Source organism: Rummeliibacillus sp. NPDC094406 (assembly GCF_044763875.1).
GTDB lineage: Bacteria > Bacillota > Bacilli > Bacillales_A > Planococcaceae > Rummeliibacillus.
Genome location: NZ_JBIWGZ010000002.1, coordinates 131,860 through 157,896, shown reverse-complemented (window position 1 = coordinate 157,896; position 26,037 = coordinate 131,860). Strand labels below are relative to the sequence as shown.

The following is a 26,037-nucleotide window of genomic DNA, read 5'->3' as shown; positions in this document are numbered from 1 at the left end:
TGCTTATGGATGAACAGTTATTAGAAAAACTGCGTAATCATCTACACATTGAGGAAGATATGGATTCATCTATGTTGTCCTTATACTTACAACAAGCGCAAAATTATGTACAAAATGCAACTGGTAAAAAAACAGAGTGGCTCGTCATTATGACGGCAGGTATCTTTTACGAATACAGAGTTGCTGAAAAGGAATTAGGCGAAGCATTAGATGCATTAACTCCTTTTTTCGTTCAGGAGGTGTATTCAGATGCCGAAACATCAGACGAATAGATACAAGCATAAAATTGAAGTTTGGGGCAATCGGAAAGAAAAAAACGAATTGAACGAAACTGTATACAAATTTGCTAAACTAAAATCTCCATATGCGGAGGTTGTACCTCAAACTGGTTCGTTGATAAAACAACAGGCCGACACAATATTAACCAATGTTACACATAAAATTGTTATGCGTTATGAATCAGGAAAAGATATCACAAAAGATATGCAAATTCACTTTCGAGGACATCGTTTTGAAATCAAGTACATTCTTAATCCTTATTTTGTAAATGAAAAACTTGAAATCTTTGTGCAGGAGCTAGTGCGATGAGCATGGAAATCGAAGGACTCACAGAATTTCAAAACGATTTGCTAGATGTGGCTAAAAAGAAACTGCCTAAAGAATCGTATAAAGTAATGCGAAAAATTGGGAGCAAAGCACGTACTAAAGTAGCTAGAAAAGCACGAACCATGGTAAAGAAGAAAACAGGTAATTATCAAAAGGGTTTTAAGCGTGGTAAAGCTTTTAAAGATTCAGAGGGAAAATATGTTGTACGTGTTATCAATTCACAACCACATGCACATTTAATTGAGTATGGTCATCAACAAGTTACGAAAGATGGTCGTAATGTTGGGTTTGTTCCAGGAAAAAATATATTAAGAAATGGAATGGCCGAATTTGATAATTCAGGTGTGTTCGAAAAAGAGTTATTAAATTGGCTAGATGATTTACTAGAAAGTGGTGGTTTATAGTGATTACCACGAAAGATTTAAAAAAAGCAATCAACGATAGGATAAATAATAAATTTTCGGATATCGAAATCAATAGCAATGATGTAAAAGAGGGCTTTAGTAGACCTTCTTTTTTTGTACAGTTAGATGGTCGAAAAAGTAGCACAATGGAGCATGTTGACAAAGATATTGATGTGCAAATTTATTATTTTCCATCAAATGAATATAATCATGCTATCGAATTAATGGATACTCAAGAAATTTTAGAGTCAGCATTTGACTTGAAATTAAGAGTAGTGAATAGATGGCTTAATATCACTGAAACAAACGCCGTTATAACTGATGGCGTTTTAAATATGTCTTTTTCTCTTGAATTTAATGATGCAAGGAATATTGAAGAAGATAGCAATTGGATAGAGCGAGAGTTTCCTGATGCAGAAGGCAAAGGTCCGGGCAAAGACCATTTTGATAAATATCCAGTTGAACTAATGGAAGAATTAGAAATGATATTGAAGGAGTGACGGTTTTGGGATTACCACAAATTAATATAGAGTTTTTTGGAAAGGCAGTTTCTGCAGTTGCCCGAAGTGAGCGAGGGATTGTTGCGCTCATTTTAAAAGACGATACCACTAAGGCGAAATCACAAGAAATCACAAGCATAGATGAATTGGTCGCAACGGATTGGACGGCTGACAATCTGAAGTACATTAAGCAAGCACTAAAAGGTGTGCCGGCAAAGATTATTATTGAGGTTATTGCAGCTGATTCAACAGATTTTACAGAAGGTTTGAAACGATTGTCTTCTAAGAAATTTAATTATTTAGCGATTCCTAGTATTACGGGAGCGCAAACAGAAGATGTGGTGACATGGATTAAAGAAAAGCGAAAGAATAAAAAGACGTTCAAAGCAATTTTGCCGAATACGAAGGCAGATTCGGAAGGAGTCATCAACTTTACTGCAAAGGGTATCAAAGTCGGCGAAGACATTTTCGAAACAGCTGAATATACCCCGCGTATTGCAGGTATCATTGCAGGTTTGCCATTTACTCGCTCATCAACGTATTATGTGCTTGATGAAATAGACGAAATTATCGAGCCGGTAGACCCAGATGCAGCCATTGATAATGGTGAACTCATTTTAATTACTGATGGTGAAAACATTAAGATTGGCCGAGGGTTAAATAGTTTAGTAACTACTACCACCACGAAAACAGAAGATTTCAAATCAATTCGCGTCATGGAAGTGATGGATATGATCCAAGACGATATTCGTATTACATTCAACGATCACTATACAGGTAAAGTAAATAATATCTATGATAATCAAGTTTTATTTATTACATCCATTAACTCGTATTTCAAAGGTTTGGCAACATTCCCGAATGAAATTTTAGATCCTAACTATACAAATAAGGCGGATATCAACGTTACTGCTCAGCGGTTGGCTTGGGAAGCTATTGGAACTGATACGAGTACCTGGGATGACCAAGTTGTTAAAAAGACATCATTTAAGAAAAATGTCTTTCTTGCATCAAATATCAAAATTGTTGACACAATGGAAGATTTAGATTTCAACATCTTTATCTAATAGGAAGGTGAGAAGATGGATAAAAAATTAAAACCAAATCGCCAAATTAACGGAACATTCGGAGCCGTTTGGGTAAATAACGAGAAATGGCTTGATATTGAAAGTTTCGAAGCAAAAGTGGCATTGAATTTTGAAGATGTAAATATGGCTGAAGATTTGGCTACACATAAAAAGTACACAGGGTGGTCTGGAGAAGGCACTATTACTGTGAAAAAGGTTTATTCTCGTGGAGCCAAACTGTTGGGCGAAGCGACTAAAACAGGGGAAATGCCTGATGTGAAATTAGTCGGCAAATTGGCGGATCCCGATGCATTTGGTGCGGAGCGTGTTTCAATTGAGGAAATCACATTTAACGAATTCACATTATTAGCGTTTGAACAAAAAACCCTAGCTACAGAAGAACTACCATTCAATTTTGCGGATTATGATTTATTAGATTTAATCTCGGCTTAGGAGGCTAACCAATGGATAAACAAGTGAAAAACAAATTGACTTTACTGCAATTAATCAAAGAAAAAGATAAGTATGAAGTTAAAAAAGGAGTAAAAGAAGAATTGTATATTGAGCGGTTAGATGCAACAATCGTGTTTGAAAAGCCAGATCGTACGCTTGCACTTGAATCGATTGAAATGACTCGTGACAAAGATATCGAAGCAGGGGAAGCTGACGTACATCTTATTTACAATTCCATTGTGGAGCCAAACTTAAAAGATCCAGAACTACAACAGGCATTTAATTGTGCAGAGCCTACTGATATTATAAGTAAAATATTTGAAGCTGGAGAAATACCGAAAATTGCAGAAGAAATTTTGAAATCAGCTGGTTACGGAGCACATATTGAAAAAGTGAAACAAGTAAAAAACTAATCAATAGTGATGGAGATTATTATATGATTCATCACTATTTGCAACGAGGGCATAGCATAAGCTCAATAATTAATGCTAGTCCAGTAGAAAAATTATTCCTTTTTGCGTCTATGGAGAAGAGTTTTGAAGAAGAAAAAGCTAAGTACGAGGCCATGTTTGGTCAGTCTTAGCTTTTTTTGATTGGAGGTATATATATGGGCAATAAGCGTGTCATATCTGCAGTCTTAACTCTTAAAGATAAAGACTTTTCAAGTGGCGTAAAGAAAGCAGCAAGTGGCACAACGGATTTTGAAAGAAAAATAAAGCAATCTTCAAACACAGTTAGTAATTTTGGTTCCTCAGCTGTAAGTGCGTTTAAAAATGTTGCGTTAAATGCAGCAGCTCTTACAGGTGCATTTGCTGGAATTGCAGGTATCAGCGACATAGCTTCATCTGTTATTGAAACAGAATCAGCTTTTAACAGACTTAGCGCTAAGACTGGGGCAACAGGAAAGGAATTAGAAGGTTTAAAAGGGACTGCAAAAGATGTTTTTAATGCTGGCTTTGGAGAGTCAGTTGGAGAAGTAGCAAATGATATCGGTAAATTAAAAGGAATGTTCAATGACCTTGGAAAGAATGATTTTAAAAATCTTGCTATGGGCGCAAATACAATTGCTGATCTCTATGATGTTGGTACTGAAGAAGTAGGTAAATCGGTAAAAACAATGACTGCCAATTTCAAAGGGCTTTCTCAAACAGATGCACTCGACTTAATGACGACAGCCTTTCAAAAGACAGGGGATTATTCTGGGGACTTGTTAGATACATTCAATGAGTATTCACCCTATTTTAGTGCTATGGGTATGAGTGCGAAAGACTTCACAAATATTCTAATTAAAGGCTCTGAAGCTGGTGCTTTTAATATGGACAAGGTAGGAGATGCAGTAAAAGAATTCAGCATTCGTTCTATCGATGGTTCAAAGGGTACTGCAGAAGGTTTTAAAGCAATTGGTTTGAATGCAGATGACATGGCTCAAAAAATAGCTGCAGGTGGAGATTCAGCAAATACAGCTTTTGCGGCAACCATTTCAGCACTATCTACCATGAAAAATCCAGTAGAACAAAATGCTGCAGGTGTTGCTCTTTTCGGAACGCAATGGGAAGACGTTCGCTCTAAAGTTGTTTTAGCTATGGCAGACGGTAAAGATGCGGTAGGTCAATTTAAAGGTGCCACAAAGGAAGCAGAGGCAACAATGCATAGTGGCTTTGGAGATAGAATGCTAAGTATGTGGCGAACTTTAAAAACAACTATTGCAGATTCATTTACTTCAAACGGTGGTAATGAATTACTAAGTTCATTAGCTAGTTCAGCAGAGAGTTTAATACCTATATTTAGCAGTCTAGTATCTACTGCAGTTAGTGGAGTATCTACTATTGTCAGTAATTGGTCAAGTATTTCAGGCGTTATCTCTGCACTTTCTCCTATTCTTGCTGGTACTGCAGCTGGATTGGCTGCGTTTAAAATTGGGATTATAGCAGTAACAGCTGTACAAAATGCTTGGAAAATTGCAACATCGGGTGTCCAAATTGCAACAGCGTTATTAAATGGAACATTAGCTATTTCTCCTTTGGGATGGGTGGCAATTGCGATTGGCGCAGTAATAGCGGTGGGTGTTTTACTTTGGAAAAACTGGGACACTGTTAGGGCTGCAGCATCATCTCTTTGGTCAGGTTTAAAAACAGCCTTTTCAGGAATTATGTCAGCAGCACAATCATTTATCTCCCCAGTAGTTGGATTCTTTCAGAGTTTGATAGATAAGTGGAACTCGTTTAAAAGTGCAGTTGCCAACTTTAAAATGCCTAAAATTTCATTACCTTCTTTAGGGGGATTAAAAAAATATATACCTGGCTTTGCTAGTGGTACAAATTCAGCACCTGGAGGGATTGCACAGGTTCATGAAAAGGGTGGGGAAATTATTGACTTACCGCGTGGATCCCGTGTATATCCTCATGATAAGAGCGTGGCAATGGCTCGTGCTGAAGGTGCTCAGAGCGCAGGAGGCAATGTTATTAATATCAATATAAATGGTGTAGGTAAGTCAACAAATGAGATAGTAAATGAATTAGTACCAGCATTAAAAATGAGACTAGCAAATATATAGGAGGTTGATAGTATGGATATATTTTTTAGTGTAAATAATCGAAAAACAGTGCTTCAACTTCCTATTGTCCCTTCTGAATTTAAAATAAAAAGCCCATTCAACAATGAGACCTGGTCAACAATTAATCAAGGAGACATCTTATTAATTGGGCAAAGAGGACTTAAATCTATCTCATTCGAATCCTTCTTTCCTAAGAAAAAATACAAATTTGCAAGGACTGATAAATATAAGGGGTGGGAGTATGCTGAACTTTTGGAAACTTGGCGGGATAAAAGAATCCCCATTCGCCTTGTTATAACAAATACGAAGATTAATATGCTTGTATTAATTGATGACTTTGAATATGGTCCACAAGATGGTACGGGCGATGTCTACTATTCAATTTCAATGACTGAGTTCCCGGAAATCAAGTTAAAGACAAAGCGGGTGTAGATATGCATGAATTATGGTTAGTAAAGGAATCAAAAATGATTGATATCTCTCCTTTAATTGGATCTATAAAAAGAAGGAGCAACAAAGATGAATTAGGCGAGGAATTATCATTTAATATTGCTTTTAATGATGATAAGTATTTTCCTAAAAACCCGTGTAACATTGGAGATATAGTGATATTAAAAAACAATAACAAGGAAATCACTAGAGCGATTATTGTGGATGAGGACCGAAAAGGCAGAGATCCCATTAGTTACACTGCCTTTGATTTTGCTTTTTATTTAAACAAATCAAATGCCATTTATCAGTTCAATAAGATACCTGCAGACCAGGCAATCAATAAGATTTTGAGTGATTTTGGTGTACCCGTGGGCAGTATTGCTTCTATGCCAACGAAGATTGATAAGGTTTTTAATGATAAAAAAGTTAGCGATATTATAAAAGAAATTATTAAGATCACCAAGCGAAATACGGGCACCAAATATCTAATGGAAATGCGAAACGGCAAGCTATACATCGAAAAGCAAAAGAACATGGTCATTACAGGTGAGTTTCAGCTTTATAAAAATGGTGCTAAGCATGATGTTGTTTCGGCTATAGCAAATCCAAGCCGAAAAAGAAGTATTTCAGACATGATTAATTCCATTCAAGTGGTTTCATCTAAGGACAAAGTGCTTTTAACAAAAGATGATGCAGCAATGGTCAGCAAGTATGGCAAGTTGCAAAAAGTCGTGAAGCTTGATGAAAAAGAAAAACTAACTGCCAAACAAATTGCACAAAAAGAGTTAGATGATTTATCCAATATTGTTGAAGAAACAAGTATCGAACTGATTGGTGATGATCGTGTACGTGCCGGAAGATTATTCAAAGTTGAAGAACCTATAACTGGTATTAGTGGTACTTATTTAATTAAAATTGTAAATCACACTATCGCAAAAGGTATACACACAATGACTCTAGGATTGGAGGTAAGGTAATGGCTAAAAGTGACGGTTTAACAGAATTGGCGATACTACTTAAAGAACGGGAAAATGATATACCAAAATCTATAACGACTGGTACTGTAATTACACCTCCACCAGAAGTTACTATACGTCTTAATGATGTTGTAATACTAAATAAAGAAAATTTGATTTTTTCGGCACATATGTTAGCAGGATATAAAAGAGATCTACACCCCATCTTTAACGACGAAAATTGCGGACAAACAAATGTTGTATCAATGCATTCTCATATCGTACAAACGTTAAACGTGGACACAGAAGACGCTCATACCACCACTTTGGATACAATAGTTGAAGGTGATGAAGTTATCTTAATGCCAACAACTGATGATCAATTGTATTTTGTGTTAGACAAGGCGGTGAGGTTTGAATAATGTTACCAGATATCGCAGAGTTAGAATTTAATACTGATACCGAACCAAAGGACTTACCGAAATTAGGCAAGTCTTTTTTGTATGATTTTGATAAAGGTGATTTTGTTTTAAAGGACGGGAAAATGGTTGAAATTCATGGAGTTGAAGTATTAAAACAATGGATTTTAAAAGTATTAAAAACTGAACGGTTTCGTTTTAGAATCTATGAAAATATTGAATATGGTGTAACGCTGGAAGATTTAATCGGTTCATCCTTCCCAAGATCTTTCGTTGAAGCAGAAATAAAAAGAGAAGTAACGGCATCTTTAATACTACACAGCTATATTGAAAGTGTAGAAGATTGGACTTTCGAGCATGATGGGAAATGGATGAAAGTATGGTTTACAGTTGTGACAATTGATGGGGCGTTTGAGATGGAGGTGACATTTTAATGGAGAGCGCACAAGACATTCATAATCGAATGCTTACAAATATTGATGATGAATACGACAAAAGCAAGGGTTCCTTTATCTTTGATGCAACTAAGCCTGGTGCAATTGAATTTTCGACAAAACAAAAAGAAATTATAGAAATCCAAAATAAACTGGATATCGAAAATTTATCTGGTGATGATCTTGAAAAATTTATATATCAAAGAACAGGGATTATCAGAAAAAAAGCAACAAAGGCAACAACACGGGTAATTGTTTCTGGTTCAATTGGTTCTCAAATCAGGGTTGGTGATTTAGTTGGCACTGATACTCTAAATTTTGTTTTTGTTGAAGAAAAGGTTATCGGTGAAAGTGGACAAGCGACTGTATTAGTTGAATGTGAGTTATCTGGAACGATTGGTAATGTACCAGCAAACGCGATTAATAAATTCCCGGTCACACTTAGTGGGTTAGTAAATGTCTACAATCCAGAGAAGGTTACAAACGGTTATGATGCTGAAACTGATGCTGAACTTAAACAACGCTATTATGATAAGTTTCAACGCCCAGGTAAATCAGGGAATAAGTATCACTATCTAGAATGGGCTAAAGAAGTAACAGGAGTAGGTGACGCAAGGGTTGTCCCTAAATTTAATGGACCTTTGACAATGAAAGTTATTATTATCAATAGTAATAAACAGCCTGCCGATAGTGAATTAGTCAAAAAAGTTTATGATCATATATTAGAAAAAATGCCATTTGGTGTAGAAGAACTGGTTGTTATTTCTGCTGTCGGTGTATATATAAATATTACAGCTACCCTTAGTTTAGCAGCTGGTTATACAGAGCAAGTGGCCAAAGAAAATATAAAGGCAAATATGGTGGAGTATTTGAAGAAAATTGCCTTTAAAGAATCGTATGTCAGCTATGCCAAAACAGGTAGCGAAGTTATTGACAGCGAAGGATTATTAGATTATCAGGATTTATTAGTAAATGGCAGTATTGCTAATATTCCAATCGAAGATGACGAAGTGGCTATTATGGGAGGTGTTAATGAATGAATCATATGAGTATATTCTTGAAAAATAAAGTTTTAAAAGAGAATCTAAAATCTGTGTATGTTGCATTATTTAACGGAGAAAATGAAATTAATCAATCAAGTTATAAACGGCAACCGGTAGCATTTATCGACCCTGTGGATGGTCAAACATCTAACACTGCAGATGTATTATTTCCAATCGCAGGCGAATCATGGGGAAGTATTACTCATATTGGCATTTTTGATAGTTCGGCGGCAGGAAATTTATTGTTTAAGTCACCTGCAGAGTTCATCAAAACAATCGATATATCCAGTCAATATAAGATACCCAAAAATTATTTGATTGTTCGATTAAAGTAGGTGATTTGAATGCAAGCAATCCAAGAATCAGAGTGGGGAAAAGTAAATGTCTTTGCATGGGGCGATTTAACACCCCATCAATGGGAATGTTTTAGATCGGCATTGATGGAAGTTATGTCAGAAATGACGATAAACCCTGTCTTGTTAGAACAATCAGGTTCTATAAACGAAGTATTAACAGAACTAAATGCAAAAGGTGTACGGGTCGATTATTCACCTGCAGTAATGCAAACAGTCGCAGAAATGATTGTAGATATTGTCGTATCCAAACGAGATTACAAAACAGATATGATGAAACATTTACCTTTATACGAACGCAAATCCATAATATCTAACAAAGTACTACCAGCATACGATAGAGAATTACGAAATTGTGAGCAACTATTAGACGTAGCAGAAAGAAATATATTCCTAGATACTGCTATCGAATCGTTATCAATATTTGAACGAGATCTAGGAATTCAATTTAATAAGTCATTAAGCTATGACCAACGCAGGGAACAAATTGCATCTCGAAACCGAGCAAGCTTTGACCAAACCACAGAAGCAACAATTAAGTCAGTTGCAGCTGCATATAGCAACGGTGAAGTAGAAATTAATTCTACAAACATACCTGGTGTATACGAAATTAAATTTGTCGGCACGATAGGCATTCCAAATAACATGGTAGGTCTACAAAGCGCATTAGAAATAATTATGCCAGCTCATTTAGATTGGAAATTCAGCTTTATCTATAACACTTGGCATATCTGGAAAGACAAAACTTGGGGCGGTGTAAGGGATAAAAATTGGAATGATTTACGAATATGGGATGAGGTGAGCTAATGAAGTACACAGAAAAACTACAACTCAAGAAGCCAGATTTAACGGATTATGTGAATATTAGTGATATCAACGAAAACATGGATACGTTGGATACTGCGGTAAAAGAACTGCAAGATGGCAGTACATCAATACCAGATTTAGATACCGATGATAAAAGATTAGCGGGTGCTATCAACGAAATAAAAAATGAAGTAATCAATACAAATAATGCAATAGTTAATCATCAAGCAAATCCCATGCCACACACTTTTGTTGATAATGGGATTACTTATAGATGGGGATTCAGAACGGTTAACGGCGAGCCACAAATGATTTATGAGGAGGTAACAGGATGAACATAATTGATATGGCGACAAAAACTATGCAAACTGCGATTAAATCTGTGGTAGATACTATTAAAACGACCACTGATGCAACAAGCGTTAAGGTGGATAACATAGATAATCAAATTAAAAATAAAAATTCAGGAAAAGTGATGAAAAGCGTAGTATTTGACACCCCAGGTACTTACACATGGAAAGTACCAGACAAAGTAACAGAAGTGTATATAACAGCTAGTGCTGGAGGTGGAGGTGGCGCATCCGAAGCATCTGGAGCAAAAGCAAATTCAGGTGGTGTTACGTCTTTTGGTAACTTACTATCATTAATCGGCGGTGGAGGTGCTAATACTTCATTAGGAGGTACTGGTGGAGGTAACGGTGGCTTTGGTGGCAACGGTACGCGCGGAGCTACCACAAACGATGGTCCAATGCCAGGTGGTACAGGTGGAGCTGGCATCTATGGTGGAAATGCAGGTAACGGCGCAAACGCTTCTACAGGCGCAGGAGGTGGTGGTGCGTTCTCATCTACTTATGATAAAAGCGCAGGTGGTGGTGGTGGCGCTGGAGAGTTTAAGATAAAATACCCTATAAGTGTTATCCAGAACTCCACTTATACTATAACTGTAGGGAATGGCGGTAACGGTTACGGCGGTGGCGCTGGAGGTAAAGGAATAATGATAGTGGAATGGTGGGAGTGATAAAATGAAATACGCACAAATTTATGAAGGTAAAGCACATTGGATATTTGAAGCTGATAAAAAACCAGAATTCGCACCTAATATCGTATTAATTGATATAACTGGAAAAGATGAAATACAAGAAGGCTGGGATTACAACGTTGGTACAGGGGAATTCACGAAACCTATATTACCTAATCCTGTTGAACCAACAAATCCAGCACCAACAATCGAAGAAATGCAAACACAAACATTAATTAATACAGAATATTTAATCGCCATGAACGAAATGGGTATAAAAGGAGGAACTTTATAATGAAGGTTTATGACTTATGTAAATTCTTAATTGATCGCCAACGATATAGCTATGATGATATGTTGAAGAAGGTAAATGTTTTTTACGCAAATAATCAACTTGAGGATGAAGAATACACATGCTTGTTAACAGAAATGGATGCACAGAAAACGCAGTCTGTTGACTAGCGTTATTTTTATGTCAAAAAAGACTTAAATTTATTAAAGGAACTTCTTCCTCTTTGTCGAAATTTAGTAGATATAGAGGAGGGATATTATGGTATCACAACAAGATGTTAAAAAGGCATTAATAAAAAGTGTTACTGAAATCGTTGGAAAAGATTTCGACAGATTACAATCCGAAATTGATAGCCTAAAGAAACGAGTAAAAGAATTAGAGGCAGAAAAGAAATCTTCTAATAGTAGAACAAGTTATCAATAATCGCTTTAGCGCATCCAATAACGTGTGCTTTTTATATGAATTTTTAGCGCATCTATGAGGGTGCGTTTTTATTATGCAATAAAACAAAATAAGCCCTTTTACGGCTTATAAAAAGTAGGTGCTATATGGGTGAAGAAAATAAATTAATGCTTGATATATACGAGCGACTTGGTGGAATTGATGCTAAGTTGAATGGAGTTAATGAAGTGAGAATAACAGCTAGTCGAGCTGAAGAAAAAGCAGACAAAGCACAAGATATTGCAGACAAAGCATTGGAAAGTACAAAAAGTGCACATCACCGTCTAGATAAAATCGACAAAATTATTTGGTGGGTAACAACAACAATTATTGGTATGGTAATTGCCGCACTAATCGGTTTAGTTATTAAAACAAATTTGTAGGAGGTCATTAGCATGACAGGAGAAAAATTAAAAGAATGTATTGGTTTATTTGGAGGATTGTTATCGGCAATCCTTCTTTTTTTACAAGCTTTAGGCGTTCAGTTAATACACTTTAATGAGGGTACAATTGATACATTCGTAAATGCATTATTAGCAGCAGTACCGTTTGTGGTTGCTGTTTACGGTGTGTATAAGAATAGTTACATTATTACTGATAAAGCCAAAAGACAAGAAGAATTATTAAAAGAAAAGGGGTTAAAATAATATGAGAAAAATTGTAGACATCTCAAAGTGGCAACCGAAAGTAGAGTATAAAGCTTTAGCAACTGAATGTGATTTAGCAATTCTACGAGTTCAAGACGGATCCACAACAAAAGATTTAGTTTATCCAATACATGCTAATGGATGCGATCAATACAATATCCCATTTGGTGTATATGCTTTCACTCGTTTCACCTCTGTAGAAGATGCGAAAGTAGAAGCGAGAGATTTTTATAATCGCGCCACTGCAGGTGGTCATAAACCAAAGTTCTTTGTTGCAGATGTAGAAGTATCTACAATGAAGGATATGCGAGCTGGTACAATTGCATTTATTGCAGAACTTCGCCGTTTAGGAGCTGAAAAAATTGGTATTTACGTGGCTCATCATCTATACGAATCATTTAGCTTAGACTATTCTAAAGCTGATTTTATTTGGATTCCACGTTATGCTTCAGATGGTAAATCTATAATTGAACCTAAATACAAATGTGATATGCACCAATATACGGATAAAGGAACAATCGCGGGCATTAGTGGTGGCGTGGACTTGAATCGATTAACAGGTAGCAAATCACTTAAATGGTTTACTGGTGAGGAAAAAGTCACTCAAGTAAGTAAACCTGTAAAAACATCTTCAACCAATAAGACATCAAATAACAAAGTAAAGAATACCATCTATACAGTGAAATCAGGAGATACTTTAGGCGCTATCGCTCTCAAGAACAATTCAACCGTTGCAAAGCTTCAATCGTTGAACAGAATAAAAAATCCGAACTTAATTTATGCTGGTCAGAAAATTAAATTGAAATAAATAAATGCCCTGTCGTCCACTGTGATGATGGGGCATTTTTTTATTTGAAAAAAAGAATATTTATATTTTATAGAGGATTATACATAATTATGTCGAATTACCTAGGTAGAAAGGATGATGAAAATGGCAAAGAGAGAGACAGGGAGCCAACTAGAAGCTAGCGTATCTGGAGAAAACGCAATGATTTTAGTTGAAAGTAAAACTATGCGAGACCAGCATGTTTACAGAGATGAAATCTTAGAAAAGGTTAAGGTCATTCCGACCTTACCAAATACACTAGAAATAACATTGCAAATGGCTGCTGAGTACTATGAAGTACCTGTAGAAACAATTAGAACAATAGTAAAAAGACATCGTAAAGAATTTAATGAGTATGAAGAACTTAGATTGTTAAGAGGGCCAACATTAAATGATTTTAAAACGCTAGTTCAGGGTGAACCATCGTTAAATGGTATCAATTCACTACAACTTATGAATCGTAGAGGTTTGTTACGATTAGGTATGCTAATCACCGAATCAGAAGTTGCTAAGTCTGTTAGAAACTACTTATTAAATATCGAAGAAATTTCTACAGAAGAACAACGTAAATGGGCAATAGAAAGAGAAATTGGCAAACGAGAAAGACGACAATTGACTGATGCTATTCAAGAATTTTATGCAGTTACAAGTAAAACGAATAAGTATGCAATCTTTACAAATCTAGTTTATGAAACAATTTTCGGAATAAACGCAGCGCAATTAAAGGGACTATATGATGTTGGTAAAAATGAAATGTTACGAGATTTCTTTTCAACAGAAGACTTAAAAAAAATTGTAAAAGTAGAAAGAGTAATAGCTTCATTGCTATCGTTAGATAAAAGCTATAGCGAAATTGAAGGTGAACTATTAAGTAAAAAGGAAAGATATAGATAAACATAAGAATGGCCAGAGTACAGCAAATGTACTTCTGGTTTTTTTAATACTTGAAATAAGAACGAACGTTCTATATAATGGATAAAAACAAACAAACGTTCTTATTTGAGGAGGTAACATCATGAAAGAACAATTAATAAAAGCTATGCAGTACCATCAGTTAGTCGAATTAATGTACATGTCTAAAACAGGTGAAATCTCGAAAAGGCGAGTGAAGATTCTGAAAATCAGTGGCGATAAATTTCAAGTATTTTGCTTCACTAAACATGAAAAGCGTACTTTTATTATCGAGAATGTTCTTGCGATGTTGCCAATTAATAAAAAGGAGAGTTACGCAATATGAAATATGAAGAAGAATCGCAAAACTTTATTGATTCATTAAATATTAAAGATCGTGGCAGCATTAAATGGTCAATGGCTATGATGATGCCAGAGCATGTTGCTTTACTTAAAAAAGAGAGAGAAAAAGAAGATTATATTAGAAAGCCTGAGCTAACTGAATGGGAATTAGAGGATATGCAGATGAATCTAATGATGGCTTTAAATATAAAATTAGAGCTTGAATATAAAATATGGAACGATGGGAAGTTTGAATATCACCGAGGAGTAATCACAAGAATCAACGAACAAACAAAAGAGTTTTATTATAGTGATCCGTTCTTAAATATCCGTGGTCCAATTAATTTGGAAGAAGTAGTCGATATCTCACCGATTGATTATAGAGAAATTTAAATCTTGTTAAAAATATTTATCCCCTCAACCATACGGAAGAGGGGCTTTTAGTTTAAAATAATTTCTTCATTAATGAACTATAAGTTTTATCATCAACTTCAAGTAAGCTTTTCTTACCATCATTAAATTCAATGGCAATTGTGTGTGTGCCTTTAGATTTTGCACTAAGAGCCGCTAACCAACCTACTGGTCCTAAAATTACTCCACCTACAAACGCTCGTCCAACGGCAGATGTAGCACTTTTTCGGGTTTCTTCTGTTATAAGCTCATATTCTTTTACATTTTCTTTAGTAAGATCAAGTGTTTTAAAGAGGCTAGTAGCAATAGAAACTATACCTAAAGTGTGAAGAACATTTTTACCTTGATAATCACCAGCAATTACTTTATTTTTTGCGCCCAATATTATAACCACCTTTCCAATATATAGTATAATAACAAATAGAAGGTATGGATAGATTTTTTTGAAAATGGAGTTCCTTCTATTATAATTGTTAAAATTAGTTTTCAGTGGATTGACCACAAAATGACCACAAAAGCCACAAAATGACCACGAATATGAAACAAGATAAAAAACAATAAATACACATTTGCGATAAAACAAGCATTTATGATATGTTAAATACAAGTAGATTATCCGTGTTTAATAAAATTTGAAATGGAAGGTTTAATATTTCTCGGACCAAAATAATTTATATATTGTATAAATCAGACCAAAATCAGACCAAAATGACACCATTTATTAAATATCGATATAGCTACAAAATCTATAAAATCAGCCATTAAACAATGATAAGTATCTATAAATAACCTTTGTTTATAATCCGTACGCAAGTACACCAATGGGAACGTGACCAATACATGAAAATGTATTAAGATATAAAGCGTTGGGGCTCTAAGCCTCAACGCTTTTTCTTTTTCCACGGGAATTTTACGATTAATGCATCTGGTATACAAGGAAAAATATTAATGGGAGTTTTAGGTGAGGGAAATAGCCGTATACTTGCAGAATTGGGAATTGGAACAATTTATGAAGCACGTATCATCGGTCGTATTTTAGAGCATGAAAAGTGTATAAAACGACCGTATTGCATTTTGATCAATCATACTTTTGGCGGTACCATTCAAGCTGTTCATATTGAATGCTTATCAAAAAATTATTTAGTCTTAAAACGTAAAAATCAAATAACGCAAAATAAAAAAGCATTCAAATCTATCTTATTAGAATAGATTTGGATACTTTTTCATATGATTGATTAGTGAACGTTACGATATAAACCAACCACTTTCCCAAGAACAGAGACACTTTCTACAATAATCGGGTCCATTGAAGAGTTTTCTGGTTGGAGTCGGAAAAAACCATCTTCTTTATAGAAGCGTTTTACAGTAGCTTCATTTTCTTCTGTCATAGCGACAATAACATCACCATTATTGGCTGTTGCTTGTTGTTTTACTATGACATAATCGCCGTCTAAAATACCGGCCTCGATCATAGATTCGCCCATGATTTCAAGCATGAAAATATGATCATCTGAAGTTCCATAATAGTTTGGAATAGGGAAATATTCTTCTATATTTTCAATAGCTGTAATCGGCAGACCAGCAGTAACTTTTCCAACTAGTGGAACATGCATTACACCTTGTTTTGAAATATTATCTTGATCCAAAATTTCTATTGCACGAGGTTTTGTTGGATCGCGACGAATAAGTCCTTTGCTTTCAAGTCTATTTAAATGTCCGTGGACAGTAGAACTTGATGCTAATCCTACAGCTTCGCCAATCTCTCGGACGGAAGGTGGGTATCCTTTTGAACGAACTTCTTCTTTAATAAATTCAAGTATATCTTCTTGTCTTTTCGATACTTTTTTCAATCCATTCACCTCTTATCTTAGTATTCTTCTAATTGTTAAATTTAGTATAGCATTACCGAACAAAAAATGCAAACGTAGGTTCGAAAAAGTGTTTGACAAAAAACAAGTGTTCGGTTTATATTGAGAACATACATTCCGAACAAACATTCGATGGAAGGAAGATTCATATGAACTGGGTTAATAGAAATCAAAATGCAGCATTACTAATCATATTCGTAACAATTGGTATGATCATTCTTTTTATATCAAATAGAGATACGACAAAATATACTAATATTGAAATACAAGAAGGAGATACACTATGGGCATTATCCGATCAATACAAAGGTGATTTATCAAATGACGAGTGGGTACGCTTAGTGAAAAATGAAAACAATATGTTTGACGATAAAATAATAGCTGGTCATACTTTAATTATTCCAGATTATAAAAAATCAATTTCAAAAGATGAAGGAATAGAATTGGCGAGTGACAGAAAATGATGAATAATAAGGCAGTATTGTATTGTCGTGTAAGCACAGAAAAGGAAACACAAGATACATCAATAGAAAGACAAGAGATTGAACTAAGAGACTTTGCAAAATCAGAAGGATATGAAGTAGCAGAAGTATTTACGGACAGACATAGTGGTTATGATATTGATCGTGAAGGTTTATTAGATTTACTAGAGTTTATGAAGGAATATCACATTTTCACCTTATTTGTTCAAGATGAGACACGTTTAGGACGTGGTAATGGACGAATGGCCGTTTTGCATTTATTGCAAAAGATGAATGTTGATATATTTACCTTAAGTGATTCCGGCAATATTAAGTTGAATGATATGGATACTATGTTGCTTGAAATTTTAGCTCTTGTAGAGGAGTATCAACGAAAATTACATAATGCGAAAATACGCCGAGGTATGAAAAGAGCTGTTCAAAATGGATACAGACCCGAAAATAATTTGAAGGATCGAGGTAATCCGGAAGGCAGAGACCGGATAGATGTGCCTATTGAACAAATAATTAGCTTAAGACAAAAAGGCATGACCTTTGAAGAAATAACTTCAACTTTAAATGGCTTAGGTTTTCAAATTAGTAAAGCAACTGTTCACAGACGTTTTAAAGAATATGAAGAAGAACAGGATAAATAAGTTTTCAGTTCATTTAATATTTCACAATGTTTAATATCTACCATTAAGAAAAGGCGTTCTTAAATTTGATTGATATTCGAAAGGAATTGTTATTGTGCCAGAGATTACACAAAGCGTAAGAAAGCTTTGTGCACTTAATGCTAGCGCTTTAGAGAAAAATTCGACAATATCCAATAACATAGCTTTAAGAAAAAGCAGTTGTATTCCATGCTATGGAGTACAACTGTTTTTTATCATCGAAAGACTTTCTTCATATAAGATGTCTAATCCTACCTTTAAATTATCTAATGATGCATATGAGTAGGACATTCTAATGTGATTTGTATCTTCTGCATCATAGATGAAACCAGGATTAATCAGTACATTTCTTTTTAGAAGTTTTAAGAAAAAATCTTTTGTCACAATAGATTCATTAAATCTTAGCCAAATATAAAATCCCCCTTGAGGACTTTCCCATGTAGCGATCGAGCTGAATTGTTCAGTAAGAATATTTTCAACAAATTTAGCACGAACCTTTAAATGATCTCGTAGTTCGATTAAATGATTCTCATATAAATCTGATGCAAGCCAATATGTAACAATCTCTTGTGAAATCGCGCTTGATCCATTTATTTGGGTGACTGCTGTTTATCTACTCATAAGTCTGTTTTAATCTCCAGCCATTTGTCGGGAATGATCGCTTGAGAAAGATAAATAGCAAATTATGATAGGTTTTGTCGACAAAATGAAGCATTAAGCTTGCGCTTGGAGCTTTTTTTGCATACCTTTATGTTAATGTAGTAATGAAAGGTGTGTTAAACATGTTACCAAAAGAAAAAATTCAACGTATTAACTATTTATCAAAAAAATCAAAAGAAGCAGGTTTAACTGTTGAGGAAGCAAAAGAACAAACTAAGCTTCGAAAAGAATATTTAGATACTTTCCGTGAGTCAATGCGAGGTACAATTGAAAATGTACGTGTTTTCGATCCAAATGGCGATGAAGTAACTCCAGCAAAATTACGTGCAAAACAACAAAGAAACAAACCATTAAATTAACTGAACAATTGTCTAAAAAGCATTGTTTTATGTAGAAATGTTGACTACACTGTAATAGAATAATATTTTGCTTTAAGAAAGGATGTCTATTCATGACTCAACAAGCAGATCAGCTTGCAATTAATACAATCCGTACTTTGTCTATTGACGCAATTGAAAAAGCAAACTCTGGTCATCCAGGGCTTCCAATGGGTGCAGCTCCAATGGCTTATACTCTTTGGACAAAACAATTACACCACAATCCAAAAAATCCTAAATGGTTTAACCGTGACCGATTTGTTTTATCAGCAGGGCATGGTTCAATGCTTTTATATAGCTTACTTCATTTAGGTGGTTATGACCTTCCAATGGAAGAAATTAAAAACTTCCGTCAATGGGGTTCATTAACTCCAGGACACCCTGAATATGGTCATACAGCTGGTGTAGAAGCTACAACTGGTCCACTTGGACAAGGGATTTCAATGGCTGTCGGTATGGCAATGGCTGAAGCACATTTATCAGGTGTTTATAATAAGCCTGAAAACGACATTATTAATCACTATACATTTGCATTATGCGGTGATGGTGACTTAATGGAAGGTGTTTCTGCAGAAGCTGCTTCACTTGCAGGTCATTTACAACTAGAAAAACTGATTGTTCTTTATGATAGTAATGACATCTCATTAGATGGTGATTTAAACAAATCATTCTCTGATAATACAGCAGAACGTTTTAAAGCATATGGCTGGAACTACTTATTAGTAGAAGACGGCAATGACATAGAAGTTATTAATAAAGCAATTGAACAAGCAAAAGCGCACAAAGGTCAACCAACTTTAATTGAAGTGAAAACTGTAATTGGTTTTGGTTCACCAAACAAATCTGGTAAATCTGCTTCCCACGGTTCACCACTTGGAACAGATGAAGTAATGCTTACAAAACAAGCATATGAATGGGATAATGAAGATTTCTTTGTACCAGAAGAAGTATACGAAACATTTAAACAAGCTTCTAAAGTTCAAGGTGAAGATGCTGAAACAGCATGGAATGCACAATTTGATGCATACAAAGAAGCATTCCCTGAACTAGGTGCACAATTAGAACAAGCAATCTCAGGTGAACTTCCAACAGATTTCGATGCTGAAATTCCAACTTACGAAGCTGGCAAATCGATTGCAACGCGTTCATCTTCAGGTGAAGTAATTAATGCATTAGCTAAAAAAATCCCAGCATTCTTCGGTGGTAGTGCCGATCTTGCAGGTTCAAACAAAACAACGATTAAAGGTGCAGGCGACTTCTCAGCAACTGATCGCGAGGGTCGTAACATTTGGTTCGGTGTTCGTGAATTTGCAATGGGTGCAGCTCTTAATGGTATGGCACTTCATGGTGGTTTAAACGTTTTTGGCGGTACATTCTTCGTATTCTCTGATTACGTTCGTCCAGCAGTTCGTCTTTCTGCACTTATGGGACTGCCTGTAACATACGTATTCACTCATGATTCAATCGCAGTAGGGGAAGATGGTCCAACTCATGAACCAATCGAACATTTAGCAGCATTACGTGCAATGCCAAATCTTTCTGTTATTCGCCCAGCAGATGCTAATGAATCAGCAGCAGCTTGGAAACTTGCAGTATCTTCTAAAAACCGCCCTACAGCTTTAGTATTATCTCGTCAAGACTTACCAGTTCTTAATGTTGAAGTACAAAAAGTATACGAGGGCGTTGCGAAAGGTGCTTATATTGTAGAAAAAGCAAGCAAAGAAGTGGCAGATGCATTAGTACTTGCAACTGGTTCAGAAGTCCAACTAGCAGTTGCTGCTAAAGCTGAACTTGCAAAAGAAGGTATTGATGTAACTGTTGTTTCTATGCCTGATTTTGCACGCTTTGAAGAACAAGATGCAGCCTATAAAGAAAGCGTATTGCCAAAAGCAGTAACAAAACGTTTAGCAATCGAAATGGCATCATCATTTGGCTGGCATAAATATACAGGTTTCGAAGGTGATGTGCTAGCAATTGATGGTTTCGGTGCAAGTGCTCCAGGTGAAATCGTTATGAAGGAATATGGCTTTACAGTTGAAAATGTTGTATCAAAAGTAAAAGCACTATTTGAAAAATAAAACTTTTAAAAAGTAGAGGTATTTTGCCTCTACTTTTTGTTTTTTGACAAAGAAAGTGTATTATTTACAGTTAGAATTGACAAAATATTCGATAAAATGAAGGTATAATTACATGAAAGAAGGGAGTGACAATAGATGCGTGTTTACTCAATCTTTCATGTCAAAAAAAAGCATCAGTCATTTGTATACGGGAGAGAACGGTTATTATTTGAATTAATTAAAAACTTAAAAACTGAAAATAATACTTTTTATCCTTCGCAGGAATTAGCTTATTTATGTGAATTATTGCCGGTAAAAGAAATTGAAGCATTTATCGAACAATATTTATATAAAAATTTCTCTGCAATTCATATGAAGAACCATGAAATCTTTTTGACAAACGAATTTAAAGGTGATTTACATATTGAAATTCAACCGTATTATATGGTTGTCACTTGCGTTGGATCTCGTATGTTGGAATTAGACCTATTTGCGACATTATCAAAGATTAGTTCGGGTTTTATCGGATTTAACAAAAATGAAATGGAATGTGGTTGGCTAAAACCGCCTAAATTTTCAGTTGTTGCAAAGGGATAAATCAGATAAATAGTAGTATCGAAGTAGTTTTTATTGTATAATCCTCTTTGGAGATACTTTTCTCGTATGCGAATTTTAGAGGAGGAAAATTAGTGAGTACTGGATTAGCGATTACTTTAATAGTAGTAGCATTAATCGTAGGTTTAGTTGGCGGATTCTTTATCGCTCGTCAATATATGATGAAATACTTAAAAGAAAACCCACCTATTAACGAACAAATGTTACGTGTTATGATGACTCAAATGGGACGTAAACCATCTGAAAAACAAATCAAACAAATGATGAACCAAATGAATAAATTGAGTAAATAAAACGGTTTTGTCCGAAATTTAGCGATATACTTGCTTTTATGGACAGTCCTTTGATAAAACTCAATTTTAAATAGTGGAATATTCAATTAAAAAAATGCCATCGAAAATTTCTTTCGGTGGCATTTTTATTTTGTGTGCGATTATAAAGTGTAACGCTCATTATATTTTGGAGAGAAATTATTAAGCGATAGAATCAGATAGGGTCAAACAGCTAAATCAGATAGAAAAAAAGACCTAAAAATTAGACTTTTAAGGAATCGTTCTTATTCAACGCATACTCTTTTATAAATTCTCGAACAGTGTCTTCATATTCTTGAGGATTTGTATTGAATGATTGGGCATGTGCACCTTGCTCAAATAGTTTTAACATTTTAGGACCATTCTTTAATCGATATAATTCGATTGTCATTCCAGGTAATATAAAATCATCGGGTAAGCTATGAATGAAAAGCACGGGTTTTTCAATATTGGTAACCGCTGTACGAGGAGCTATGCTTTTTAACCAATAGCCATCACGTAATCGCAAAAATATATTCGCGAGTTTAATAGCGAGTGGACTTTTAAATGGTGTTTGCTTTGTGAGTAAATGATAAAGTTCTTCAGAGAAATCAGAATACGGACAGTCAGCAATATAAAAGTTCGCTTTGTCTTCTAATGTTCCAGCATATAATAATGTCGTTGCAGCTCCCATAGACTCACCGTGCACACCAATAATTGCATCATCGTTTAATCTTTCTGTTATTGAATGAAGTACAGCCTGCAGATCAAATTTTTCATAATAACCATAGCTTGTTGTCTTACCACCTGACTCACCATGTCTTCTGTGATCATAGACTACCGTATTAAAACCAAGTCTTTCGAATAATCGAACATATTTTACAGAGTTTACTTTGTTTTCTGTCACACCATGGCAAACAATCATTGTATTTGTCGTTTGTAAAGGTTTAAAATAAATCCCTTTAATCAAATATCCGTTAGGTGAAGAAATACTTAAGTGCTCTTTGTCAACTGATTCGTACCATTTTTCGTCATAACGCAACGCCTTTTTTTCACGTTCTAAAATGAAATCATCATCTTTTTTCTTTATATAAATAATCCGACTCGTTACTAAATAACCCAATAGTGTAACAATACCTCCTACAATTCCGGTTATTAAACCAAAAATCCAAATAATTCTTTTTTTCATACGCAACACCACTTTCTATCTTTGTTGATATAGCTTATACGGCGTTCTTTAAATATCTACTCGGAAAAAGGTTGAAAATATTAATAGCTTGGCATCCTTTTGAATATTAATTCCCTGTTTTATTCAAATTTTAAAATTAATTAAATTGGATTTTTGAATTGTTGGAATGAAATGTAGTGTATTTTTGAAGACCATCTCGTGTGCCTCCTTCCATATACGGCGCACTTTTCGGCGAAATTAGGATAACGTATATCCTTCAATACATTTATTGTAAATAACGGTAGATGTTAAAGGCAAATTTTATGGTAAGATTCGTTCACTTAAAGCCAAAATTGGATATAGTGGAACTTTTCCCAAGGGTATAAAATCCATCTTCATAAGTAATTTTTTCTTTACTATATTATATGATGGATCCGTATTTACTGTTGATAAAGTACATGCTCTAGAGATAAAATTGAATGAAAATGATATTAAGATCGTAAAAAGCGACAAAAAGCAAAAAGGGGAAATTCAAATGGCAAAGAAAAAAAGACAACAAAGAACGCAATCTCAATCGAAGACAGTTGAGAAAGAAGAAAATCTAACTCTACAAGATCAACTTAATGGTGAAGTTTTAGCTAAGTTAAAACTTGCAAAAAAAGAGCTAGTAGCAAAAGAACAGCAACAGCAAGAAGAAAAAGAAGCACAACTAGCATTTGAACGAAAACAACGTGAAAAAAATAAATCTTTTGCTGAATTACTTGAAGAGTATGGAGATAAAGGCACTAAATTTTAGTGGAATACAAAAAATGCGTTAAGAAGTTTTTAAACTCCTTAACGCATTTTTTAATTACGATGAGATGAATAGGTATCTTGTTTTGTAAGACGAATAAGTTCGTCCAAATTTTTTATTGTATTCATCTCTTCATAGGCTTTAATTGTTGTGTCTAATTGTTCTTTTGAGCTTGCGCCGACAACTGCAGATGCAATTGATTGATGCTGCAAAATTGATTGAAGTGCAACTGCATGAATGGAAGTTGTCGAATGGGCAAGTTTTGTTAAAGTATTTTCAAGTTCTTCCTTGGAATAAGTCAAATAACCATTTGTTTTTGTCAGACGTTTTTGCCATTCATTGGTTAGCAACCCTTTCGCAACAGAACCCCGTGTTACAACAGATGCGCCTTGATCAGCGATGAAATCCAACCATTCTTCAGGTCTACGATCAAGCAAGCTATATTGCATCATAACAGAAACGGCATTGCTAGTTGGTAAAAAACGTTTCAAGACATTTGGTCTAATAGAAGAAATACCATATTCACGAATCAGTCCTTCTTGTTTTAATTCTTCAAATGCATCTATCACTTCATCCCAATCATCTTCAATCGTACCCCCATGCAATTGATACAAATCTATATAATCTGTTTGCAAGCGGTGTAAACTATCTTTAACACCTTCTTTTATATGTGTTTTAGAAGCATCCCAGTGCCAAGAATCACCTGATGAATCCCAAACATTTCCTACTTTTGTTGCTAAAATAATATCTTGTCTTTTTTCTTTTAGAAGTTGACCAATGATTTCTTCATTTAAGCCTTGGTTATAAAGGTCTGCTGTATCAAAATAATTAATACCATAGTCAAGAGCTGCATCCAAAATATATGAAGCATCTTGTAAATCAGTTGGTAAAGACATACAGCCAAAACCAATTTCAGAAATATGTAAATCACTCGAACCTAATTGACGTTTTTTCAAAACATATCCCCTCCTTTTATGATAATGGTACAATGATTTATAGAAAAAGAACAATAGAGAGGGTTTTTTACATGAGAAAATTTGAAGAAAAAACGATTGCTACAGAGCAAATCTTTGATGGTCGTGTGATTAAAGTACAAGTGGATGAAGTAACATTACCTAATGGTAAAACTGCAACAAGAGAATTAGTCAAGCATCCTGGGGCTGTAGCAATTATCCCGATTACAAGTGAAGGGAAAATTGTAATGGTGGAACAATTCCGAAAGCCGCTTGAACGCAGTATTGTAGAAATTCCTGCAGGGAAATTAGAACCAGGAGAAAAACCGGAACTAACGGCAATTAGAGAATTAGAAGAAGAAACAGGGTATGGTGCAATGGACCTTGATTTTATTCAGTCGTTTGCTACTTCACCAGGCTTTGCGGATGAAGTGATTCACTTATATGTAGCGAGAAACTTATTTGAAATCGCACAACCAGCGAGTTTAGATGAAGATGAATTTGTCGAATTAATGGAAGTTTCCATTGAAGAAGCGGAGCAATTAGTAAAAGAACAACGTATTTTCGATGCTAAAACAATATTAGCTATTATGTGGGCAAAAAATAATCTAGTAAAATAAGGTATTTTTAAGAGTGGCGAGCATAGGTTGTACTATTAGAAAGTAGGTGACCTAGTGAATCGCTCATTGCAAATAACTTATTTTTTTCTGATCATTTCAATTGGCTTTATCGGAGGAATTATCGCATTCAAAATGACTACACCAGCTCAAAGTGAATGGCTAATTTCTATTATGGACCCCCGATTACAGTTAGATGGTAAGCCAAATTTGTGGCAATCGTTATGGCCAATAATCATGCCCTACGTATTTTTAGTGTTACTTGCTACGCACCAATGGTTTAGACATATTACAAGACTGGTTGTTGTAAGTAAAAGTGCTTTCTTCGGTTTTTGCTCAGCATATTTAATTGCAACACAAAATGCTTTTTGGAATTATGCACTTTGGTGGTTCCCGGTGCAGTTTATGTACACATGTTTATTATTATTATTTTCTATTGTCCTCGTACCAAAACCATTTTATAATAGTCGGAAAAAGGGTATACATTGGAAGAGAATCATTGTTATCAGTATTTTGACTATAATAATCTTTTTCATCGAACTTCTAATCATCCATTTCATGTTTTAATTATTTACTGATAATTATTATCAATAAATAATCATTATAAA

General features: G+C 34.9%; 41 protein-coding genes. 36 read left to right on the top strand and 5 right to left on the bottom strand.

Annotated features, from left to right (window positions below; genetic code table 11):
- The first annotated feature begins 5 nt into the window (after positions 1–5).
- The 26 genes from ACIQ4I_RS05565 to ACIQ4I_RS05440 all read left to right on the top strand — a co-directional run bounded on the left by ACIQ4I_RS05565 (position 6) and on the right by ACIQ4I_RS05440 (position 14,878).
- Positions 6–272: a head-tail connector protein gene (locus ACIQ4I_RS05565; RefSeq protein WP_403093798.1), complete on the top strand. Its 267-nt coding sequence runs from the start codon at positions 6–8 to the stop codon at positions 270–272.
- On the top strand, positions 250–588 hold the full coding sequence (locus tag ACIQ4I_RS05560) for a phage head closure protein (protein WP_403093796.1): 339 nt from the start codon (positions 250–252) through the stop codon (positions 586–588). Before ACIQ4I_RS05565 ends, ACIQ4I_RS05560 begins: the two co-directional genes overlap by 23 nt.
- Positions 585–1,010, top strand: a complete 426-nt coding sequence (locus ACIQ4I_RS05555; protein ID WP_403093794.1) for an HK97 gp10 family phage protein — start codon at positions 585–587, stop codon at positions 1,008–1,010. Before ACIQ4I_RS05560 ends, ACIQ4I_RS05555 begins: the two co-directional genes overlap by 4 nt.
- Complete coding sequence (locus tag ACIQ4I_RS05550; RefSeq protein ID WP_403093791.1) at positions 1,010–1,510, top strand: phage tail terminator family protein; 501 nt, start codon at positions 1,010–1,012, stop codon at positions 1,508–1,510. Before ACIQ4I_RS05555 ends, ACIQ4I_RS05550 begins: the two co-directional genes overlap by 1 nt.
- Positions 1,507–2,577 carry a phage tail sheath C-terminal domain-containing protein gene (locus tag ACIQ4I_RS05545; RefSeq protein WP_403093788.1) on the top strand — a complete coding sequence of 357 codons (1,071 nt, stop codon included), beginning with the start codon at positions 1,507–1,509 and terminating at the stop codon, positions 2,575–2,577. Before ACIQ4I_RS05550 ends, ACIQ4I_RS05545 begins: the two co-directional genes overlap by 4 nt.
- A gap of 15 nt (positions 2,578–2,592) precedes the next feature.
- Complete coding sequence (locus ACIQ4I_RS05540) at positions 2,593–3,030, top strand: phage tail tube protein (RefSeq protein ID WP_403093785.1); 438 nt, start codon at positions 2,593–2,595, stop codon at positions 3,028–3,030.
- Positions 3,031–3,041: 11 nt separating this feature from the next.
- Positions 3,042–3,443, top strand: a complete 402-nt coding sequence (locus tag ACIQ4I_RS05535; protein WP_403093783.1) for a phage tail assembly chaperone — start codon at positions 3,042–3,044, stop codon at positions 3,441–3,443.
- A gap of 194 nt (positions 3,444–3,637) precedes the next feature.
- Positions 3,638–5,584, top strand: coding sequence for a phage tail tape measure protein (locus ACIQ4I_RS05530; RefSeq protein WP_403093780.1), 1,947 nt, complete (start codon positions 3,638–3,640; stop codon positions 5,582–5,584).
- A 12-nt stretch (positions 5,585–5,596) separates the two neighbouring features.
- Complete coding sequence (locus ACIQ4I_RS05525; RefSeq protein ID WP_403093777.1) at positions 5,597–6,016, top strand: hypothetical protein; 420 nt, start codon at positions 5,597–5,599, stop codon at positions 6,014–6,016.
- A gap of 2 nt (positions 6,017–6,018) precedes the next feature.
- The gene (locus ACIQ4I_RS05520; RefSeq protein WP_403093774.1) at positions 6,019–6,993 is read left to right on the top strand and encodes an XkdQ/YqbQ family protein; all 975 of its coding nucleotides are present in this window, start codon (positions 6,019–6,021) and stop codon (positions 6,991–6,993) included.
- Positions 6,993–7,394 carry a DUF2577 family protein gene (locus ACIQ4I_RS05515; protein ID WP_403093771.1) on the top strand — a complete coding sequence of 134 codons (402 nt, stop codon included), beginning with the start codon at positions 6,993–6,995 and terminating at the stop codon, positions 7,392–7,394. The genes ACIQ4I_RS05520 and ACIQ4I_RS05515 overlap by 1 nt, the downstream gene beginning before the upstream one ends.
- Positions 7,394–7,825: a DUF2634 domain-containing protein gene (locus ACIQ4I_RS05510; RefSeq protein ID WP_403093769.1), complete on the top strand. Its 432-nt coding sequence runs from the start codon at positions 7,394–7,396 to the stop codon at positions 7,823–7,825. The genes ACIQ4I_RS05515 and ACIQ4I_RS05510 overlap by 1 nt, the downstream gene beginning before the upstream one ends.
- Entirely contained in the window at positions 7,825–8,865 is a 1,041-nt protein-coding gene (locus tag ACIQ4I_RS05505) for a baseplate J/gp47 family protein (protein ID WP_403093766.1), read from the top strand. The genes ACIQ4I_RS05510 and ACIQ4I_RS05505 overlap by 1 nt, the downstream gene beginning before the upstream one ends.
- Positions 8,862–9,203 (top strand): phage tail fiber protein, encoded by a 342-nt coding sequence (locus tag ACIQ4I_RS05500; RefSeq protein WP_403093763.1) that lies wholly within the window; start codon positions 8,862–8,864, stop codon positions 9,201–9,203. The genes ACIQ4I_RS05505 and ACIQ4I_RS05500 overlap by 4 nt, the downstream gene beginning before the upstream one ends.
- A 9-nt stretch (positions 9,204–9,212) precedes the next feature.
- Entirely contained in the window at positions 9,213–10,028 is an 816-nt protein-coding gene (locus ACIQ4I_RS05495; RefSeq protein ID WP_403093760.1) for a putative phage tail protein, read from the top strand.
- Positions 10,028–10,363: a hypothetical protein gene (locus ACIQ4I_RS05490; protein ID WP_403093757.1), complete on the top strand. Its 336-nt coding sequence runs from the start codon at positions 10,028–10,030 to the stop codon at positions 10,361–10,363. Before ACIQ4I_RS05495 ends, ACIQ4I_RS05490 begins: the two co-directional genes overlap by 1 nt.
- Positions 10,360–11,046 carry a hypothetical protein gene (locus ACIQ4I_RS05485; protein WP_403093755.1) on the top strand — a complete coding sequence of 229 codons (687 nt, stop codon included), beginning with the start codon at positions 10,360–10,362 and terminating at the stop codon, positions 11,044–11,046. Before ACIQ4I_RS05490 ends, ACIQ4I_RS05485 begins: the two co-directional genes overlap by 4 nt.
- A 4-nt stretch (positions 11,047–11,050) precedes the next feature.
- A complete protein-coding gene (locus ACIQ4I_RS05480) occupies positions 11,051–11,341 on the top strand; it encodes a hypothetical protein (protein WP_403093752.1) in 291 nt (96 codons plus the stop codon).
- Positions 11,341–11,508, top strand: coding sequence for a hypothetical protein (locus ACIQ4I_RS05475; protein ID WP_403093750.1), 168 nt, complete (start codon positions 11,341–11,343; stop codon positions 11,506–11,508). Before ACIQ4I_RS05480 ends, ACIQ4I_RS05475 begins: the two co-directional genes overlap by 1 nt.
- Before the next feature lie 88 nt (positions 11,509–11,596).
- Positions 11,597–11,761, top strand: a complete 165-nt coding sequence (locus tag ACIQ4I_RS05470) for a hypothetical protein (RefSeq protein ID WP_403093747.1) — start codon at positions 11,597–11,599, stop codon at positions 11,759–11,761.
- A 125-nt stretch (positions 11,762–11,886) separates the two neighbouring features.
- On the top strand, positions 11,887–12,162 hold the full coding sequence (locus tag ACIQ4I_RS05465) for a hemolysin XhlA family protein (protein ID WP_403093745.1): 276 nt from the start codon (positions 11,887–11,889) through the stop codon (positions 12,160–12,162).
- Positions 12,163–12,174: 12 nt separating this feature from the next.
- The gene (locus ACIQ4I_RS05460; protein ID WP_403093742.1) at positions 12,175–12,426 is read left to right on the top strand and encodes a phage holin; all 252 of its coding nucleotides are present in this window, start codon (positions 12,175–12,177) and stop codon (positions 12,424–12,426) included.
- Between the two features lies 1 nt (position 12,427).
- A complete protein-coding gene (locus ACIQ4I_RS05455; protein WP_403093739.1) occupies positions 12,428–13,234 on the top strand; it encodes a GH25 family lysozyme in 807 nt (268 codons plus the stop codon).
- A gap of 123 nt (positions 13,235–13,357) precedes the next feature.
- Complete coding sequence (locus ACIQ4I_RS05450; RefSeq protein ID WP_403093736.1) at positions 13,358–14,146, top strand: hypothetical protein; 789 nt, start codon at positions 13,358–13,360, stop codon at positions 14,144–14,146.
- Positions 14,147–14,267: 121 nt separating this feature from the next.
- Entirely contained in the window at positions 14,268–14,489 is a 222-nt protein-coding gene (locus ACIQ4I_RS05445) for a transcriptional regulator (protein WP_403093734.1), read from the top strand.
- A complete protein-coding gene (locus tag ACIQ4I_RS05440; RefSeq protein ID WP_403093731.1) occupies positions 14,486–14,878 on the top strand; it encodes a YolD-like family protein in 393 nt (130 codons plus the stop codon). Before ACIQ4I_RS05445 ends, ACIQ4I_RS05440 begins: the two co-directional genes overlap by 4 nt.
- A gap of 52 nt (positions 14,879–14,930) precedes the next feature.
- Here the strand turns inward: ACIQ4I_RS05440 and ACIQ4I_RS05435 are convergent, their stop codons facing one another.
- Entirely contained in the window at positions 14,931–15,278 is a 348-nt protein-coding gene (locus tag ACIQ4I_RS05435) for a hypothetical protein (RefSeq protein WP_403093729.1), read from the bottom strand.
- Between the two features lie 566 nt (positions 15,279–15,844).
- Between ACIQ4I_RS05435 and ACIQ4I_RS05430 the strand changes: the two genes are divergently transcribed.
- Positions 15,845–16,105, top strand: a complete 261-nt coding sequence (locus ACIQ4I_RS05430) for a hypothetical protein (RefSeq protein WP_403093726.1) — start codon at positions 15,845–15,847, stop codon at positions 16,103–16,105.
- A 26-nt stretch (positions 16,106–16,131) separates the two neighbouring features.
- Here the strand turns inward: ACIQ4I_RS05430 and lexA are convergent, their stop codons facing one another.
- Complete coding sequence (gene lexA / locus ACIQ4I_RS05425) at positions 16,132–16,746, bottom strand: transcriptional repressor LexA (protein ID WP_403093723.1); 615 nt, start codon at positions 16,744–16,746, stop codon at positions 16,132–16,134.
- Positions 16,747–16,913: 167 nt separating this feature from the next.
- Here lexA and yneA point away from each other — a divergent pair, with 167 nt between their 5' ends.
- Both yneA and ACIQ4I_RS05415 read left to right on the top strand, forming a co-directional pair.
- Entirely contained in the window at positions 16,914–17,228 is a 315-nt protein-coding gene (yneA, locus tag ACIQ4I_RS05420) for a cell division suppressor protein YneA (protein WP_403093721.1), read from the top strand.
- A complete protein-coding gene (locus ACIQ4I_RS05415) occupies positions 17,225–17,881 on the top strand; it encodes a YneB family resolvase-like protein (protein ID WP_403093718.1) in 657 nt (218 codons plus the stop codon). The genes yneA and ACIQ4I_RS05415 overlap by 4 nt, the downstream gene beginning before the upstream one ends.
- 210 nt (positions 17,882–18,091) lie before the next feature.
- Here the strand turns inward: ACIQ4I_RS05415 and ACIQ4I_RS05410 are convergent, their stop codons facing one another.
- Positions 18,092–18,475, bottom strand: a complete 384-nt coding sequence (locus tag ACIQ4I_RS05410) for an aminotransferase-like domain-containing protein (RefSeq protein ID WP_403095068.1) — start codon at positions 18,473–18,475, stop codon at positions 18,092–18,094.
- A gap of 206 nt (positions 18,476–18,681) precedes the next feature.
- On the opposite strand from ACIQ4I_RS05410, the gene ACIQ4I_RS05405 reads away from it, so the two are divergent.
- From ACIQ4I_RS05405 to ACIQ4I_RS05390, 4 genes are all read left to right on the top strand, one after another.
- Positions 18,682–18,918, top strand: a complete 237-nt coding sequence (locus tag ACIQ4I_RS05405) for a DUF896 domain-containing protein (protein ID WP_403093715.1) — start codon at positions 18,682–18,684, stop codon at positions 18,916–18,918.
- A 92-nt stretch (positions 18,919–19,010) separates the two neighbouring features.
- Positions 19,011–21,014 (top strand): transketolase, encoded by a 2,004-nt coding sequence (gene tkt, locus ACIQ4I_RS05400; RefSeq protein WP_403093712.1) that lies wholly within the window; start codon positions 19,011–19,013, stop codon positions 21,012–21,014.
- A gap of 135 nt (positions 21,015–21,149) precedes the next feature.
- A complete protein-coding gene (gene sirA, locus ACIQ4I_RS05395) occupies positions 21,150–21,590 on the top strand; it encodes a sporulation inhibitor of replication protein SirA (protein ID WP_397537610.1) in 441 nt (146 codons plus the stop codon).
- Positions 21,591–21,682: 92 nt separating this feature from the next.
- Positions 21,683–21,901: a YneF family protein gene (locus ACIQ4I_RS05390; RefSeq protein WP_403093709.1), complete on the top strand. Its 219-nt coding sequence runs from the start codon at positions 21,683–21,685 to the stop codon at positions 21,899–21,901.
- Positions 21,902–22,142: 241 nt separating this feature from the next.
- Here the strand turns inward: ACIQ4I_RS05390 and ACIQ4I_RS05385 are convergent, their stop codons facing one another.
- On the bottom strand, positions 22,143–23,087 hold the full coding sequence (locus ACIQ4I_RS05385; protein WP_403093706.1) for an alpha/beta hydrolase: 945 nt from the start codon (positions 23,085–23,087) through the stop codon (positions 22,143–22,145).
- Positions 23,088–23,601: 514 nt separating this feature from the next.
- Here ACIQ4I_RS05385 and ACIQ4I_RS05380 point away from each other — a divergent pair.
- A complete protein-coding gene (locus ACIQ4I_RS05380; protein ID WP_403093704.1) occupies positions 23,602–23,862 on the top strand; it encodes a YqkE family protein in 261 nt (86 codons plus the stop codon).
- Between the two features lie 50 nt (positions 23,863–23,912).
- Here ACIQ4I_RS05380 and ACIQ4I_RS05375 read toward each other — a convergent pair whose 3' ends face one another.
- Complete coding sequence (locus tag ACIQ4I_RS05375) at positions 23,913–24,815, bottom strand: aldo/keto reductase (RefSeq protein ID WP_403093702.1); 903 nt, start codon at positions 24,813–24,815, stop codon at positions 23,913–23,915.
- A gap of 71 nt (positions 24,816–24,886) precedes the next feature.
- On the opposite strand from ACIQ4I_RS05375, the gene ACIQ4I_RS05370 reads away from it, so the two are divergent.
- Together ACIQ4I_RS05370 and ACIQ4I_RS05365 are read left to right on the top strand one after the other, a co-directional pair.
- Positions 24,887–25,432, top strand: a complete 546-nt coding sequence (locus tag ACIQ4I_RS05370; protein WP_403093699.1) for an NUDIX domain-containing protein — start codon at positions 24,887–24,889, stop codon at positions 25,430–25,432.
- A 54-nt stretch (positions 25,433–25,486) separates the two neighbouring features.
- A complete protein-coding gene (locus tag ACIQ4I_RS05365) occupies positions 25,487–25,996 on the top strand; it encodes a hypothetical protein (RefSeq protein WP_397537616.1) in 510 nt (169 codons plus the stop codon).
- Positions 25,997–26,037 lie beyond the last annotated feature (41 nt).

Coding starts and splice junctions, on each gene's coding strand:
- yneA (WP_403093721.1), top strand. CDS start 16,914: ATGAACTGGGTTAATAGAAATCAAAATGCAGCATTACTAATCATATTC.
- ACIQ4I_RS05470 (WP_403093747.1), top strand. CDS start 11,597: ATGGTATCACAACAAGATGTTAAAAAGGCATTAATAAAAAGTGTTACT.
- ACIQ4I_RS05495 (WP_403093760.1), top strand. CDS start 9,213: ATGCAAGCAATCCAAGAATCAGAGTGGGGAAAAGTAAATGTCTTTGCA.
- ACIQ4I_RS05505 (WP_403093766.1), top strand. CDS start 7,825: ATGGAGAGCGCACAAGACATTCATAATCGAATGCTTACAAATATTGAT.
- ACIQ4I_RS05440 (WP_403093731.1), top strand. CDS start 14,486: ATGAAATATGAAGAAGAATCGCAAAACTTTATTGATTCATTAAATATT.
- ACIQ4I_RS05370 (WP_403093699.1), top strand. CDS start 24,887: ATGAGAAAATTTGAAGAAAAAACGATTGCTACAGAGCAAATCTTTGAT.
- ACIQ4I_RS05535 (WP_403093783.1), top strand. CDS start 3,042: ATGGATAAACAAGTGAAAAACAAATTGACTTTACTGCAATTAATCAAA.
- ACIQ4I_RS05530 (WP_403093780.1), top strand. CDS start 3,638: ATGGGCAATAAGCGTGTCATATCTGCAGTCTTAACTCTTAAAGATAAA.
- ACIQ4I_RS05485 (WP_403093755.1), top strand. CDS start 10,360: ATGAACATAATTGATATGGCGACAAAAACTATGCAAACTGCGATTAAA.
- ACIQ4I_RS05445 (WP_403093734.1), top strand. CDS start 14,268: ATGAAAGAACAATTAATAAAAGCTATGCAGTACCATCAGTTAGTCGAA.
- ACIQ4I_RS05465 (WP_403093745.1), top strand. CDS start 11,887: ATGGGTGAAGAAAATAAATTAATGCTTGATATATACGAGCGACTTGGT.
- ACIQ4I_RS05415 (WP_403093718.1), top strand. CDS start 17,225: ATGATGAATAATAAGGCAGTATTGTATTGTCGTGTAAGCACAGAAAAG.
- ACIQ4I_RS05565 (WP_403093798.1), top strand. CDS start 6: ATGGATGAACAGTTATTAGAAAAACTGCGTAATCATCTACACATTGAG.
- tkt (WP_403093712.1), top strand. CDS start 19,011: ATGACTCAACAAGCAGATCAGCTTGCAATTAATACAATCCGTACTTTG.
- ACIQ4I_RS05560 (WP_403093796.1), top strand. CDS start 250: ATGCCGAAACATCAGACGAATAGATACAAGCATAAAATTGAAGTTTGG.
- ACIQ4I_RS05430 (WP_403093726.1), top strand. CDS start 15,845: ATGGGAGTTTTAGGTGAGGGAAATAGCCGTATACTTGCAGAATTGGGA.
- ACIQ4I_RS05455 (WP_403093739.1), top strand. CDS start 12,428: ATGAGAAAAATTGTAGACATCTCAAAGTGGCAACCGAAAGTAGAGTAT.
- ACIQ4I_RS05520 (WP_403093774.1), top strand. CDS start 6,019: ATGCATGAATTATGGTTAGTAAAGGAATCAAAAATGATTGATATCTCT.
- ACIQ4I_RS05475 (WP_403093750.1), top strand. CDS start 11,341: ATGAAGGTTTATGACTTATGTAAATTCTTAATTGATCGCCAACGATAT.
- ACIQ4I_RS05500 (WP_403093763.1), top strand. CDS start 8,862: ATGAATCATATGAGTATATTCTTGAAAAATAAAGTTTTAAAAGAGAAT.
- ACIQ4I_RS05385 (WP_403093706.1), bottom strand. CDS start 23,087: ATGAAAAAAAGAATTATTTGGATTTTTGGTTTAATAACCGGAATTGTA.
- ACIQ4I_RS05510 (WP_403093769.1), top strand. CDS start 7,394: ATGTTACCAGATATCGCAGAGTTAGAATTTAATACTGATACCGAACCA.
- sirA (WP_397537610.1), top strand. CDS start 21,150: ATGCGTGTTTACTCAATCTTTCATGTCAAAAAAAAGCATCAGTCATTT.
- ACIQ4I_RS05555 (WP_403093794.1), top strand. CDS start 585: ATGAGCATGGAAATCGAAGGACTCACAGAATTTCAAAACGATTTGCTA.
- ACIQ4I_RS05490 (WP_403093757.1), top strand. CDS start 10,028: ATGAAGTACACAGAAAAACTACAACTCAAGAAGCCAGATTTAACGGAT.
- ACIQ4I_RS05460 (WP_403093742.1), top strand. CDS start 12,175: ATGACAGGAGAAAAATTAAAAGAATGTATTGGTTTATTTGGAGGATTG.
- ACIQ4I_RS05405 (WP_403093715.1), top strand. CDS start 18,682: ATGTTACCAAAAGAAAAAATTCAACGTATTAACTATTTATCAAAAAAA.
- ACIQ4I_RS05515 (WP_403093771.1), top strand. CDS start 6,993: ATGGCTAAAAGTGACGGTTTAACAGAATTGGCGATACTACTTAAAGAA.
- ACIQ4I_RS05525 (WP_403093777.1), top strand. CDS start 5,597: ATGGATATATTTTTTAGTGTAAATAATCGAAAAACAGTGCTTCAACTT.
- ACIQ4I_RS05380 (WP_403093704.1), top strand. CDS start 23,602: ATGGCAAAGAAAAAAAGACAACAAAGAACGCAATCTCAATCGAAGACA.
- ACIQ4I_RS05540 (WP_403093785.1), top strand. CDS start 2,593: ATGGATAAAAAATTAAAACCAAATCGCCAAATTAACGGAACATTCGGA.
- ACIQ4I_RS05480 (WP_403093752.1), top strand. CDS start 11,051: ATGAAATACGCACAAATTTATGAAGGTAAAGCACATTGGATATTTGAA.
- ACIQ4I_RS05450 (WP_403093736.1), top strand. CDS start 13,358: ATGGCAAAGAGAGAGACAGGGAGCCAACTAGAAGCTAGCGTATCTGGA.